Below are 12,857 nucleotides of genomic sequence, written 5' to 3' on the forward strand. Positions count from 1 at the left end.
AATAAAATCTTTTAAAGACAAAGTTTATTCTTCTGTCTCGTCTTCTTCCTTAGTTGGGTATACAAACTTAGAGCGTCCGCTCAAAATTGATTTCCCTAAAGACAGAGCTTTTCTCGCTTCTACTACTGCTTTATGTTTCCAGGTTGCTTTGCGCTTATCTCGTTTTGACTTTGATGTTTTCTTCTTAGGAACTGCCATAATAGCTAATACAATTTTTGACAACCTTTCTAGTATAAGCCCTTCCACAAAAAATGTTGCCCCAGCAAGTCTGCTAAGGGTAAAAATATCAAGGTTGATTGGGGGTAGTATTGGCTGGATTTATTTGAGGTAAGCTTTGCGGCGTGGGAGTAGTTACCGGAGTTTCAGGGATTGGTGCAGTATTAAAATTATTCCCAGGAGAAGTTACAGGGGTTATTCCGGGCGATTGAGGGCGCGGCGTAGGATTAGTTACCGGAGTCCCCGAGGATGGAGCAGCATTAAAATTATCTCCAGGAGAAGTTACAGGGGTTATTCCGGGCGATTGAGGGCGCGGAACTAAAGCCGGACTCCCAGGAAGTGGAGCCGTGCTAGGGAAAGGATTTACTGGTTGAACAGGGGCATTATTCATAATTTCTCTCGCACTACCCGCAGGATTGTTTGGTCTTTGTCCGGGGGGTGGTGGTGGGGTTCCTTCTCCCCCTTCAGTAGACTCCACAGCTAAGGGTTGTTCCTCTAAACGTAATAGGCTGCGCGCACTATTGAAATAGGTGAATTTATCACTACCGCCACTCCATTGCGGGCGACTTAAGCCTATAGCCAAAACTGGGGCAATTACACCCTGATTTTGACCTAAAATAACTACCGAAACGTCAGTTATTTGCGAATTGCGGTTAAATCCTTGTAAAAGGGCAGTTCGGGCGGCAGTTTCTGCCCGTTGAATTAGGCTATCGTAGGTTTCATCGGGTTGGCGGTCGATAGTAATGTCATCAATTCGAGCCGTTTCAGCTTGCGCCGTGGGTTGAAAAAGAAAACCAACTCCTATAAGTGTTAAAGATAAGGCAGTTAGTTTAGTTACCTCCGTCAGCCATTGTCCAAAAGTAGGTTTAACCTTACTTTGGTGCTGCTTGGTTTTTGAGGCTTGCAGGCAAAAAATCACCCTCATTACTGCAATTGCTCCTTAAATTGGTGACTTGAAATTAATTGCTTATGTCTAACTGTATTAACATTACTTTGTTAGTTATTGTTAACTATAGATAGATTTTTTAAAAATATTTATCAGATTAAAAGCTCAAAAAGCGGTTATTTTGGCTGGAAATTTTATATTTAACCTATTTTGTTAATTAGCTCGTAGAGAAAACAGGATTTTATACTAAAAAAATCAATAATATTTGAGAACCCAGTCAGGGCATAATTTGGCAAGAGTGAGGAGCAAATAAAAGTTTTTAGCAGTAAGGTGTAACATCTTCGCCGCATTCGTCAGCCAAAAAGCATAGCGCCCGAAAACGTAAAGCGACAACTTCCTCGTACAGTGGGTTGAGTTTGCACATGGGGGGAATGTGAAATTTGCGCCCAAAAACTGTAATATCGCGTTCAAAGGGGCATTGAGCAGGAATTAGTTGACATAAACGGTGAGCTAGTTTTGGGCTGGATACTTGAATTCGGTCTAGGCGTTGACGTAAAGCTAAGAAAATATCAAAATTTACTTTTTCGCCTAGCATCCAGTTGTTGAGAAGGAAGTCTTGGGTTGTGTGTTGTGATAAGTTCATAACGTCTCTACTTTAGTTGGGTAAGGTGGGTGTTCTAAAAGTATCTACAGTTTGCAAACGAGTTTTTCGCAAGAAAGAGGAAAAGTTGATTCTTTATCATCTTGCCTAAAATCTCCTAGATTCGGAATTAGAGACATCACTGAACTTTTTAGCTATACATTTTTAATTTCCGTAAATGCACTCAGGAAAGTCAGCAAAAAATCAGGGTGGGAAGAAGCTGATAACTTCTTCCCACCCTGCCTAACTAATAGGAGTCGCCTATATTAAGAGGCGGCAATTTGTGGCGCTGTCGTGCGTCGTCGTCTTCTCCCATCTAAAGCTTTAACGGGTTCGTCAGGAGATTGTAGCAATAAAGTAACTGTCGGTTGGGTTTGCAGTTCTCGACGAATTTGGCGTTGTAGTTCTCTCTCTAGCTGTACTTGTACCCCTATCCAGTCTACTTCTACAAGTTCTCCATTGACCGATTGCGTAAAGCTCGACCAGCGATCGCCTAATACCCTTTCCATCCGCTCTTGCACCCATTGTTGTAGCATCGGGCGCTCCATAGACGAAACTACACCGCGCAGGTGAATTTCTGGTTTCATCATTAGTTTGCCTTGCCAGTCTACCGCCGCCGCAATGGTAATAATTCCTTCTCCTGCCAATTGCTGCCGCTCCTTGAGGATGCGATCGCTCACTATTCCCGTGCGTGACATATCCACAAGTTCAATTCCCGCAGGCACTTTCCCAGTGACGCGCATTGCCTCTTGTGATACTTCGATCACGTCGCCGTTTTGGATAATCAACATATTTTCGGCGGGAATGCCTGTACTTTGAGCGGTTTGGGCGTGTTTAAGTAGCATCCGATGTTCGCCATGAACAGGCAAGAAAAACTTAGGCTTAGTTAGTCCGATCATCAATTTTTGGTCTTCTTGGCAACCATGACCAGATACGTGCAATCCTTTGTCTTTGCCGTAAATAACGTTCGCACCCTGCATCATTAAGCGGTCAATAGTATTCATAACAGCAATGGTGTTTCCCGGAATCGGGTTAGCCGAAAATACCACCGTATCGCCGGGACGAATTTTTATTTGCTGGTGTTCGCCGTTAGAAATCCGGGTCATGGCTGACAATGGTTCGCCTTGAGAACCAGTTGTCAAAATCAATACTTTTTCTTCCGGTAAGTTCCGCAAGGCTTGCAATGGTTGCAGTAAGTTGTCTTCGCACTTGATATAACCCAAGTTACGGGCGTGAGCAATCAAGTTTAGCATTGAGCGCCCTACTATCCCTACCACGCGATTTTGTTTTCTGGCTATATCCAAAATCATGTTGATGCGGTGGACAGAAGACGCAAAGGTTGTAATTAAAATTCGTCCTTTAGCTTGACTAAATACCCGTTCTAGGTTTGGATATACCGATCTCTCCGAGGCGGTATATCCTGGTACTTCAGAATTTGTCGAATCGCTAAGGAGACAAAGTACACCTTTTTCGCCGTGTTCTGCTAATCTCTGGATGTCAAAAAATTCGCCATCAACAGGAGTATGGTCAAACTTGAAGTCTCCAGTATGGACAATTACCCCGGCGGGTGTGTGCAAAGCAATGGTATAACTATCGGCAATAGAGTGAGTATTGCGGATAAATTCGACAATAAATTGCGAACCTAGCCTTACTGTCTCACGAGGTCTAACACTGCGTAATTCTGTGCGATCGCGCATTCCAGCTTCTTCAAGTTTACCTTCTAGCATTGCTAGTGCTAACCTTGGCCCATAAATTACCGGAATTTCTAGCTGTCTAAGGTGAAAAGCTATCCCGCCAATATGATCCTCATGTCCGTGAGTCACAATCATGCCTTTTATTTTATGGCGATTGTCGCGCAGATAAGTCATATCAGGAAGCACAATATTTACTCCGTGCATTCCATCAGTGGGAAAAGCTAATCCCGCATCTAATAAAATTATTTCGTCATTGCACTCAAATACGCAGGTATTTTTACCAATTTCATGCAAGCCGCCAAGGGGAATAATTTTTACTACTGGTGATGTATTTTTTGCCATGTTAATCCTTTGAACGATAGGTTAATTGTGTTTAATATAAAAACTGTAGAACTTTTCATTTTTCCCATAAGGAGCTAAGTTTCTAGCAAATTTTTTATGTAAATATTCTGCAATTAAAGGGTGATTAAAACCTTCATTGTATTTATATCTGCCTTGATTAAAAGGTAGTTAATAAGCCAAATCTTTAGTTTTGGTATCAATATCTTGCAAAACTTTTTCTAAAGTTTTAATTATCTTGTCTTCTTCTTCGCATTGCAATGGTAAACGAGTCGAACCCACATCCCAACCTTTGAGTTTAAGCGCCATCTTTACAGGTATTGGATTAGCAGTAATAAACAAAGCCTTAAATAAGGGAAATAATCGTAAATGAATGTCAGTTGCCAGCCCAACTTTGCCTGTTTCAAAAGCTTCAATCATTTGCTGCAACTGTGCGCCTACTAAATGACTTGCAACACTAACTACCCCTTTAGCACCCACCGCTAACATTGGCAGAGTTAGAGAGTCATCACCAGAATAAATTTGAAATTCTCTAGGTGTCAATCGGCTAATTTCACTTGTTTGGTCTAAGCTTCCCGCCGCTTCTTTGATACCTACAATATTATCAATTTCCGCTAGACGAGCTACCGTCTCAGGAAGGAGATTTTGGCTGGTACGACTGGGGACGTTATACAACACTATAGGTAAATCGGGGCAAGCAGAAGCAATTTCCCGAAAGTGATGGTATAGTCCGGCTTGGGGTGGCTTGTTATAGTAAGGAACAACTTGTAAAGCTCCATGTACTCCTATTCTAGCTGCTTTTTGGGTTGCAGCGACAGCTTCAGTAGTCGAATTTGACCCCGTACCTGCCATTACCAGAGCTTTTCCCGCTACCGCCTGCAACACTACTTGAAATAGCTGATATTCTTCATCCCAAGTTAGGGTTGGCGATTCTCCGGTTGTCCCACACACAACAATTGTATCGCTGCCATTGGCGGCTAAATGTGCTGCTAATTGTTCGGTTACAGCATAATTTACGCTCCCGTCGGCTTTAAACGGCGTAATCATTGCTGTAATTACTCTGCCAAAATCTACCACCCGTTTTTACTCCTCACCGTAGCTCTTTGCTGTTTGATATTCTTTTGCTGACAGTAGATTTTTTTCTACTAATAATTCTGCAATTTGTACGGCGTTGAGGGCTGCACCTTTACGAATTTGGTCGCCACACAACCATAGTTCTAAACCACACTCGTGGGATAGGTCTTGACGGATGCGACCTACTAATACTTCATCAATGCCTGTAGCGTCTATAGGCATGGGAAAATAGTTTGCTTGCCAATCTTCCACAACTCGCACGCCGGGAGATGTGCTTAATATTTCTTTCGCTTCCCTGGCACTTAAAGGCGATGCAAATTCTATGTTAATTGCTTCAGAATGCGCTCGAAGTACGGGAACCCGAACACAGGTAGCACTAATTTTTAGTTCTGCGGCGTTAAAGATTTTCCGAGTTTCATTAACCATTTTCATTTCTTCTTCACAGTACCCATTAGCAGTCATGGGAGAGTTGTGAGGAAATAAATTAAAAGCTAAGGGATAAGGGAAAATTTCTGGCGTGGGGGATTTTCCTGCTAAAATTTCTTTGGTTTGGTTTAATACTTCTGTCATTGCCATCGCTCCCGCACCACTAGCCGATTGGTAGGTTGCGGCAATAATTCGCTTAATTTTTCTAACTTTATACAATGGATACACCGCCACCGCCATCAATATTGTTGTGCAGTTGGGGTTTGCTATTATCCCTTGATGGTTTCTTACTGCGTCAGGATTGACTTCTGGGACTACTAAAGGAACGTGAGGGTCTAAACGAAAAGCACTAGAATTATCTATTACTATTGCTCCTTGAGCTACAGCTACAGGAGCGAAGGTTTTGGAGATAGAACCGCCAGCCGAGGCTAGTACCAGGTCTATGTTATCAAAAGAGCGATCGCCTGCTGACTCAATTACTAAGTCTTCCCCCTTAAACTTCATAGTTTTTCCCGCACTGCGAGGAGAAGCTAATAGCTTTAGTTCGGCTACCGGAAAGTTACGGCTTGCTAATAATTCTAGTAATTCTGTGCCTACAGCCCCGGTTGCGCCTAAAATTGCTACGCGATAGGATTTTGTCAAGTTTTGCTCCTAGTCAATGTATTGATTTTCTTTCTTTAAAACAGATAACCAGCTTAAATAATTTTTGATAATAGTAGATTATATTAGTTAAAAAATTAAACTTTTAATAGTGATAATGCTTTGACTAAAGACTTTGGTTACTAGCCCAGCAGATGGTTTGTTAAGTCAAGACTAGAGGTACAGGTAGTATAGAACAAAAGTGGTAAAGATTAGGCGATCGCGTCAAATTATCGCTAAACTAAGAACTGCTCTAAACGCCACAAAATTTATCTACTCAACTAAGATATCACGGTGTCGTTGAACCTGCCCTGCCAAAAACAGAGCTAAGGAAGGCAAAAAATTAGTTGCTAACGCCATACAGCTTTGGTTGTCAGCAATTTAGTTCCCTTTAGTCAAATTGTCAGATAAAACTCTAAACATGAAAGTCACCCAGGAAAAACTCCCCGCAAGTCAAATAGGTTTGGAAATAGAAATTCCCCCCGAAAAGTCCAAACAGGCTTACGAGCAGGTAATTGCGAACTTTGCTCGCTCTGCCAATATTCCTGGGTTTCGTAAAGGCAAAGTTCCGCGCCAAGTATTGATTCAACGGCTAGGAGTAGTCAGAATTAAAGCCGCCGCCTTAGAAGACCTCATCGAAAGCGGTTTAACTGAAGCCCTCAAGCAAGAAGAAGTTAAAGCCATCGGTCAACCCCAGCTACGCACCTCCTTTGACGAATTAATCGACCAGTACCAACCCGGCAACCCATTGACTTTTAAAGCGGCGGTAGATGTACAGCCAGAGCTAAATCTGAGTCAATACACGGGCTTACAAGTGCAAGCTGAGGAGGTTAAATATGACCCCGCCAGCGTCGAAAAAGTTATCGAAGAAAATCGTCAAGAATTAGCAACATCGATTCCTGTAGAAGGACGCGCGGCTCAAATGAATGATGTCGCGGTAGTAGATTTTAAGGGTGTTTTGGTCAACGACGACCCGGAAGCCGAAGTAGAGGAAATTCCTGGAGGGGAAGGGACAGATTTTCAAGTAGAACTACATGAAGGTAAGTTTATTGAAGGTTTCGTTGATGGGATTGTTGGGATGAACATTGGCGAAACTAAAGAAGTTGATGCTAAATTTCCTTCCGAGTATCCGCAGCCAGAATTTGCTGACCGCAAAGCAAAGTTTACAATAACTTTGAAGGAACTAAAAGAAAAAGAACTTCCAGAAGTTAATGATGAGTTTGCTCAAGAAGTTAGCGAATTTGAAACCTTAGAAGAATTAAGAGTGTCCTTAGAAAAAAGGTTTAATGAAGAAGCTGACAACAAAACCAAAGCCAACCAGCAACAGGCTTTAACGAAGGAATTGGTAAAAAATGTAGAGGTCGATTTACCCGAAACATTAATTAACCAAGAAATAGATACAATGATTACCCAGACTGCCATGCAGTTAAGCAGACAGGGAATTGATGTCAAGAAATTATTTACCCAAGATACTATACCTCAACTAAGAGAGCGATCGCGCCCCGAAGCTATCGATAGCATCAAACGAACTTTGGCATTGCAAGAAGTAGCAAAACGCGAATCGATTGAAGTAGAAAGCGCGGCGATTGAAACGCGGTTTACTGAAGTGATAGCACAGTACGCTGATAAAGATGTAGACCAAGAAAGACTGCGCGAAGTTATCGCTGATGAATTGCTCACTGAGAAAATTCTTGATTGGCTGCAAGCAAACGCTAGTATTGAACTTGTCGCCGAAGGTAGTTTAAACAAGCCAGAAGCGGAGATTGAAGACGATACCGCCGAAGAAACTAGCGCCGAATAAATACTAAAGAAGTCACCCTAATTAGGGTGACTTCTCCATCTGTAAATAGATAAGCCATAATAGGTTACAGATAGGTTATCTAGAGTTGTAGCCTACTACGTGCTAACAGCACTGTGTCGGTTCTATTTTTTAAGTTTGTGATTTATGCTTGAATCAAAATCTATGTATCCTCCCATTAGCAGCGCCAACTACCTAGAGATTAATAACATCGTTCCTACCGTTGTAGAACAGTCGGGCATGGGAGAACGGGCTTTTGATATCTACTCCCGGCTGTTAAGAGAGCGGATTGTATTTTTGGGTACACAAGTAGATGATGCTGTCGCCGACTCAATTGTGGCTCAGTTATTATTTTTAGATGCTGAAGACCCAGAAAAAGACATCCAGTTATATATCAATTCGCCTGGTGGCTCGGTAACTGCTGGCATGGCAATTTACGATACAATTCAGCAAATTCGCCCAGATGTTGCTACTATTTGTTTTGGATTGGCTGCAAGTATGGGAGCATTTTTACTAACTGCTGGCTCGAAGGGTAAAAGGATGTCATTGCCTAGCGCTCGAATTATGATTCACCAACCATTGGGAGGCGCTCAAGGTCAAGCTGTGGATATCGAAATTCAAGCCAAAGAAATTCTTTATCACAAAAGTAGACTAAACGAGTTGTTAGCTCATCACACTGGTAAGCCCCTAGAAAGAATTGAAGCTGATACAGAGCGAGACTTTTTTATGTCCGCCGAAGAAGCAAAAAACTATGGCTTAATCGACAGCGTGATTTCTCGGCAAAATATCCCCCAAGTAGGCGCTACAGTTACTCCAGTTAACTAATTTGAGGCTTTTTATGGTAAAGTACGACTCCCATCTTAAATGTTCATTTTGCGGCAAGTCTCAAGAACAGGTACGCAAGTTGATTGCCGGGCCGGGAGTCTACATTTGCGATGAGTGCGTTGATTTGTGCAATGAAATTCTTGATGAAGAATTAATCGAACACAACACAAGTAGCGCCGCCACCGCTCCCGCATCTCGTCCCGAACCTCCTCAAAAGCGCCGCCCTCGTTCGGCAAACCTATCTTTTAGCCAAATACCCAAGCCAAGAGAGATTAAAAATCACTTGGACGAACACGTAATTGGTCAAGAGGAAGCTAAAAAAGTCTTATCAGTAGCAGTATACAACCATTACAAGCGCCTGAGCATACTACAAAATAAAACCAATAGTAAAGGCTCGGAAGAGGTAGTAGAACTGCAAAAATCAAATATTTTGTTAGTTGGGCCCACAGGTTGCGGTAAAACTTTGTTAGCTCAAACTTTAGCAAAAATATTAGACGTGCCTTTTGCGGTAGCTGATGCTACAACCCTAACAGAGGCGGGGTATGTGGGAGAAGATGTGGAAAATATCTTGCTGCGCTTACTCCAAGTTGCGGATTTGGATGTAGAAGAAGCGCAACGAGGAATTATTTACATTGATGAAATCGATAAAATTGCCCGGAAAAGTGAAAATACTTCTATTACCCGCGATGTGTCTGGAGAAGGAGTACAGCAAGCTTTATTGAAGATGTTGGAAGGCACAATTGCTAATGTACCACCCCAAGGAGGGCGCAAGCATCCTTATCAAGACTGCATTCAAATAGACACTAGCAATATTTTGTTTATTTGTGGCGGTGCTTTTGTTGGTTTAGACAAAGTTGTCGAACAGCGCATTGGTAAAAAATCAATGGGCTTTATTCAACCAGGGGAAGGGCAATCGAAAGAAAAACGCGCGGCGGACGTACTGAAGAACCTAGAACCGGGGGATTTAGTCAAGTTTGGCATGATTCCCGAATTTATCGGACGTATACCTGTAGCGGCGGTAGTAGAGCCGTTAGATGAAGATACTTTAGTGGCAATTTTGACTCAGCCGCGTAGTGCTTTAGTTAAGCAGTACCAAAAGCTGCTAAATATGGACAATGTGCAGCTAGAATTTAAACCAGATGCTTTAAAAGCGATCGCTATTGAAGCTTATCGCAGAAAAACTGGTGCTAGAGCCTTACGTGCCATTGTCGAAGAATTGATGCTAGAAGTAATGTACGAATTGCCCTCAAGAAAAGATGTTACTTGCTGTACAATTACGCGAGAGATGGTAGAAAAACGCTCTACTGCGGAATTGCTCGTACATCCATCTTCTTTACCCAAGCCAGAATCTGCTTAAATCATGCCTTACATTTGCGTTCGTGGTGTTGATCATTATTACGAATGGGTCAAAGTCGAAGAAGATACTAAAGTCAAGCCAGTAATGGTGTTTATTCATGGTTGGGCTGGCTCGGCTCGTTATTGGGAAAGTACAGCTATTGCGCTGAGTAGAGACTTTGACTGTCTGCTGTACGATATGCGGGGCTTTGGGCGCTCGAATGGCAAAATACCTGTGCTGTCGGTCTTAGAGGCAGTGGAAGAGTCGCCAGCGTCCGCAGATAAAGCTATAGAGGAGTTAACCTATGAGCTTGATGAGTATGCGCGAGATTTGGCAGCTTTATTAGATGGATTAGAGCTAAAAAAAGTTTATCTCAACGCTCATTCAACGGGTGCATCGGTGGCGACAATATTTCTCAACTTGTATCCAGAGCGAGTAGAAAAAGCCATCTTGACTTGTAGCGGTGTTTTTGAGTACGACGAGAAAGCCTTCGCTGCTTTTCATAAGTTTGGCGGTTATGTAGTCAAATTTCGCCCTAAGTGGTTGGCAAAAATTCCCTTTGTTGATCGGATGTTTATGGCGCGATTTTTGAAACGTTCAATTCCAAAGAGCGATCGCCAAGCGTTTTTAGATGACTTTTTAATGGCAGATTACGCCGCCGCAATTGGTACAATGGTTACGGCGGTAAGTGAAAATGCTGCCAAATTTATGCCACAGGAATTTACAAATTTAACTGTATCCACACTTTTAGTTGCAGGAGAATACGACCAAATTATTCCGCCTGCTATGGGTCGTCAAGCTGCATCTTTGAGCGATAAAGTAGAATTTGTTTTGATGCCAAATACGGCTCATTTTCCCATGCTGGAAGATCCGATTACTTATTTAAAGTCGGTACGGCAATTCTTACAAGTAGCTTAGGTGAATCAGCACTCGCGATCGCCAGTGCTGATTTTGCAATTAAACTTTGCTTGCTCGTGCTAAACGATTATTGACTTCATCCCAATTAATTACATTCCACCAAGCTGTCAAATAGTCAGCACGACGGTATTGGTACTTAAGATAATAAGCGTGTTCCCAAACATCATTACCCATAATTGGATAGTTACCATCCATTAAAGGGCTATCTTGGTTGGGTGTAGTAGTAATTTTTAGTTTGCCATCAGCACTTACTAGCCACACCCAGCCACTACCAAAACGTTTAGTTCCAGCTTCGTTAAACTGCTTTTTGAAGGTAGCAAAATCGTTGAAGTTTGCCTTAATCGCCAAGGCGATCGCCCCTGTTGGCTCTCCGCCACCTTGGGGCTTCATTATATTCCAAAACATAGTATGGTTGACATGACCCCCGCCATTGTTGCGGACAGTGCTGCGAATCGCCTCTGGTACGCTTTTGAGATTGGTTAGCAACTGTTCTACACTTTGGGCTTTTAGGTTGGGGTATTTTTCTAAAGCAGCATTCAAGTTTTTGACATAGGTTGCATGGTGGTTATCGTGATGAAACCGCATGGTTTGAGCATCAATGTGTGGCTCTAAAGCATTGTAGTCATAGGGTAGAGGTGGTAAAGAAATATTACCTTTAGGAGCCGATTGAGCTAACACTACATCCATTAATTCTGATGAGCGCCAAGAATTTAGGGCGACAATTCCCCCCGTTGCTCCAAGTAAAAATAATACTTTGCGTCGATTTAAGGTCATATTTTTAGGAAAAAGTGCGATCGCTTTTGACAATAGCAGAGGAACTGCCACAGTCTCCATGCTACGCCACAAACTAGTTGAAAATATACATTTTTTCCGATAAATTGGGTTTTAACTTTCTGCACTCTGGCGTAGTGCGATCGCAAAAATTTAATCTTTTTGTCTAGTAACTGTTAGTTTGCGGTTTTGATGGGGAATACTATCAGCAAAGATTTATAGCGCGATATATTCCATAAATAGAAATAATCGCTCAAAAAAAACGATTATTTTTTCAGCTAAAAGCCTCAAAGCCATCGCTATGAATTTGGAGCGCAGGTTGTTCTACAGGGGAAGAAATTTATTCTATAGTTATTGTTATTAAGGAATTAATTCCTGGCTTACATAATTGGCATATTTTAATTTTAGGCACAGATATCAACTTAGAATCTATAGCCAAAGCTCAACAAGGAGTTTACGATTCTTGGTCTTTTCGCATGGTAGAACCAGAACTTATTAAACGTTACTTTAAACTGCATCTGCAAAGTTATAGAGCAAATTCGATCTATAGTTCAATTTCGAGCGGGTAATTTAATTAAAGATAACTTCCCCCAACCCTTTGTCGATCTTCATAGTAGGAATATTGTTATTTGTTGTAATGTTTTTATTTATTTTGATTCTAAGGCAATTGTAATGACCTTAGACAAATTTTATTATATCCTGAATTTTGGAGGCTATTTAATTACTGGACACGCCGAACTGCACCGTCAAAAACTGGGTAGATTGCAAACAAAAGTGTTTCCCGAATCTTTAATTTATCAACGGCAGGATTTGCCTGTAAAAAAGTATATAGTTGCTGAAAAACTATTAACTACTGTAATTAATATAAACCAGAGCAAGATAGTTTAGTTAAACTGCAAAAATTGCCATCAAAACTAGAATTATCAAATTTTCAACCCCTAAGCAAAGCTAAGTTACAAGCCAATATAACTAAAGCAGAAATACTATTTTATCAAGGAGCTTATACTGTCGCCATTCAAGAAGCGGAGCAATTAATTGAGCAGAAACAGCTTCATTTTGATGCGTGTTATCTTCTTGCTCAAGCTTGGGCAAATTTAGGGAAAGCTGACCAAGCTACTTTTTTACTGTAAACAAGCAATAGAAATAGATTCTTTGTCTACATCACCTTACTATTTGTTAGCGTATATTGCTGAAGAAAATGGCGATATAAATTCGGCTAAAAAGCTATTTAAAAAAATTACTTACTTGCGCCTATTTCTATTAATGCCTACTTAGAACTGGAAGATATTTATTAA

13 protein-coding genes and 1 pseudogene are annotated in these 12,857 nt (G+C 41.6%); 7 read left to right on the forward strand and 7 right to left on the reverse strand.

What is annotated here, in order from left to right; genetic code table 11:
* Nucleotides 1-24 precede the first annotated feature (24 nt).
* The 6 genes from C7B70_RS04570 to C7B70_RS04595 all read right to left on the reverse strand — a co-directional run bounded on the left by C7B70_RS04570 (nt 25) and on the right by C7B70_RS04595 (nt 5,917).
* The gene (locus C7B70_RS04570; RefSeq protein ID WP_106367924.1) at nt 25-198 is read right to left on the reverse strand and encodes a 50S ribosomal protein L32; all 174 of its coding nucleotides are present in this window, start codon (nt 196-198) and stop codon (nt 25-27) included.
* Nucleotides 199-286: 88 nt separating this feature from the next.
* Nucleotides 287-1,141 carry a hypothetical protein gene (locus C7B70_RS04575; RefSeq protein WP_106367890.1) on the reverse strand — a complete coding sequence of 285 codons (855 nt, stop codon included), beginning with the start codon at nt 1,139-1,141 and terminating at the stop codon, nt 287-289.
* A 280-nt stretch (nt 1,142-1,421) separates the two neighbouring features.
* Nucleotides 1,422-1,745 (reverse strand): Mo-dependent nitrogenase C-terminal domain-containing protein, encoded by a 324-nt coding sequence (locus tag C7B70_RS04580; protein WP_106367891.1) that lies wholly within the window; start codon nt 1,743-1,745, stop codon nt 1,422-1,424.
* 263 nt (nt 1,746-2,008) lie between these two features.
* Nucleotides 2,009-3,778 carry a ribonuclease J gene (locus tag C7B70_RS04585; protein WP_106367892.1) on the reverse strand — a complete coding sequence of 590 codons (1,770 nt, stop codon included), beginning with the start codon at nt 3,776-3,778 and terminating at the stop codon, nt 2,009-2,011.
* A gap of 168 nt (nt 3,779-3,946) precedes the next feature.
* Nucleotides 3,947-4,852: a 4-hydroxy-tetrahydrodipicolinate synthase gene (gene dapA / locus C7B70_RS04590; protein ID WP_106367893.1), complete on the reverse strand. Its 906-nt coding sequence runs from the start codon at nt 4,850-4,852 to the stop codon at nt 3,947-3,949.
* Nucleotides 4,853-4,858: 6 nt separating this feature from the next.
* Nucleotides 4,859-5,917 carry an aspartate-semialdehyde dehydrogenase gene (locus C7B70_RS04595; protein ID WP_106367894.1) on the reverse strand — a complete coding sequence of 353 codons (1,059 nt, stop codon included), beginning with the start codon at nt 5,915-5,917 and terminating at the stop codon, nt 4,859-4,861.
* Between the two features lie 418 nt (nt 5,918-6,335).
* On the opposite strand from C7B70_RS04595, the gene tig reads away from it, so the two are divergent.
* The 4 genes from tig (at nt 6,336) to C7B70_RS04615 (ending at nt 10,791) form a co-directional block, all read left to right on the forward strand.
* Nucleotides 6,336-7,715, forward strand: a complete 1,380-nt coding sequence (tig, locus tag C7B70_RS04600; protein WP_106367895.1) for a trigger factor — start codon at nt 6,336-6,338, stop codon at nt 7,713-7,715.
* Nucleotides 7,716-7,859: 144 nt separating this feature from the next.
* A complete protein-coding gene (clpP, locus tag C7B70_RS04605) occupies nt 7,860-8,537 on the forward strand; it encodes an ATP-dependent Clp endopeptidase proteolytic subunit ClpP (protein WP_106367896.1) in 678 nt (225 codons plus the stop codon).
* Between the two features lie 13 nt (nt 8,538-8,550).
* Entirely contained in the window at nt 8,551-9,894 is a 1,344-nt protein-coding gene (gene clpX, locus C7B70_RS04610; protein ID WP_106367897.1) for an ATP-dependent protease ATP-binding subunit ClpX, read from the forward strand.
* 3 nt (nt 9,895-9,897) lie between these two features.
* On the forward strand, nt 9,898-10,791 hold the full coding sequence (locus C7B70_RS04615; protein ID WP_106367898.1) for an alpha/beta fold hydrolase: 894 nt from the start codon (nt 9,898-9,900) through the stop codon (nt 10,789-10,791).
* Between the two features lie 39 nt (nt 10,792-10,830).
* Here C7B70_RS04615 and C7B70_RS04620 read toward each other — a convergent pair whose 3' ends face one another.
* The gene (locus C7B70_RS04620; protein WP_106367925.1) at nt 10,831-11,565 is read right to left on the reverse strand and encodes a superoxide dismutase; all 735 of its coding nucleotides are present in this window, start codon (nt 11,563-11,565) and stop codon (nt 10,831-10,833) included.
* A 356-nt stretch (nt 11,566-11,921) separates the two neighbouring features.
* Here C7B70_RS04620 and C7B70_RS04630 point away from each other — a divergent pair.
* The 3 genes and pseudogenes from C7B70_RS04630 to C7B70_RS28675 all read left to right on the forward strand — a co-directional run bounded on the left by C7B70_RS04630 (nt 11,922) and on the right by C7B70_RS28675 (nt 12,837).
* Nucleotides 11,922-12,450 (forward strand): annotated as a pseudogene (locus C7B70_RS04630) (CheR family methyltransferase).
* Nucleotides 12,451-12,464: 14 nt separating this feature from the next.
* Nucleotides 12,465-12,692, forward strand: a complete 228-nt coding sequence (locus tag C7B70_RS04635; protein ID WP_106367901.1) for a hypothetical protein — start codon at nt 12,465-12,467, stop codon at nt 12,690-12,692.
* Nucleotides 12,693-12,735: 43 nt separating this feature from the next.
* Nucleotides 12,736-12,837, forward strand: a complete 102-nt coding sequence (locus tag C7B70_RS28675; protein ID WP_369831809.1) for a hypothetical protein — start codon at nt 12,736-12,738, stop codon at nt 12,835-12,837.
* Nucleotides 12,838-12,857 lie beyond the last annotated feature (20 nt).

The sequence above is a fragment of the Chlorogloea sp. CCALA 695 genome (assembly GCF_003003885.1).
In the GTDB taxonomy this organism is placed as follows: Bacteria; Cyanobacteriota; Cyanobacteriia; order Cyanobacteriales; family Chroococcidiopsidaceae; genus Aliterella.

What these genes read in the sequence shown, in the direction of transcription:
- C7B70_RS04570 (WP_106367924.1), bottom strand. Translation starts at nt 198, where the DNA reads ATGGCAGTTCCTAAGAAGAAAACATCAAAGTCAAAACGAGATAAGCGC.
- C7B70_RS04575 (WP_106367890.1), bottom strand. Translation starts at nt 1,141, where the DNA reads ATGAGGGTGATTTTTTGCCTGCAAGCCTCAAAAACCAAGCAGCACCAA.
- C7B70_RS04580 (WP_106367891.1), bottom strand. Translation starts at nt 1,745, where the DNA reads ATGAACTTATCACAACACACAACCCAAGACTTCCTTCTCAACAACTGG.
- C7B70_RS04585 (WP_106367892.1), bottom strand. Translation starts at nt 3,778, where the DNA reads ATGGCAAAAAATACATCACCAGTAGTAAAAATTATTCCCCTTGGCGGC.
- tig (WP_106367895.1), top strand. Translation starts at nt 6,336, where the DNA reads ATGAAAGTCACCCAGGAAAAACTCCCCGCAAGTCAAATAGGTTTGGAA.
- clpP (WP_106367896.1), top strand. Translation starts at nt 7,860, where the DNA reads ATGCTTGAATCAAAATCTATGTATCCTCCCATTAGCAGCGCCAACTAC.
- clpX (WP_106367897.1), top strand. Translation starts at nt 8,551, where the DNA reads ATGGTAAAGTACGACTCCCATCTTAAATGTTCATTTTGCGGCAAGTCT.
- C7B70_RS04615 (WP_106367898.1), top strand. Translation starts at nt 9,898, where the DNA reads ATGCCTTACATTTGCGTTCGTGGTGTTGATCATTATTACGAATGGGTC.
- C7B70_RS04620 (WP_106367925.1), bottom strand. Translation starts at nt 11,565, where the DNA reads ATGACCTTAAATCGACGCAAAGTATTATTTTTACTTGGAGCAACGGGG.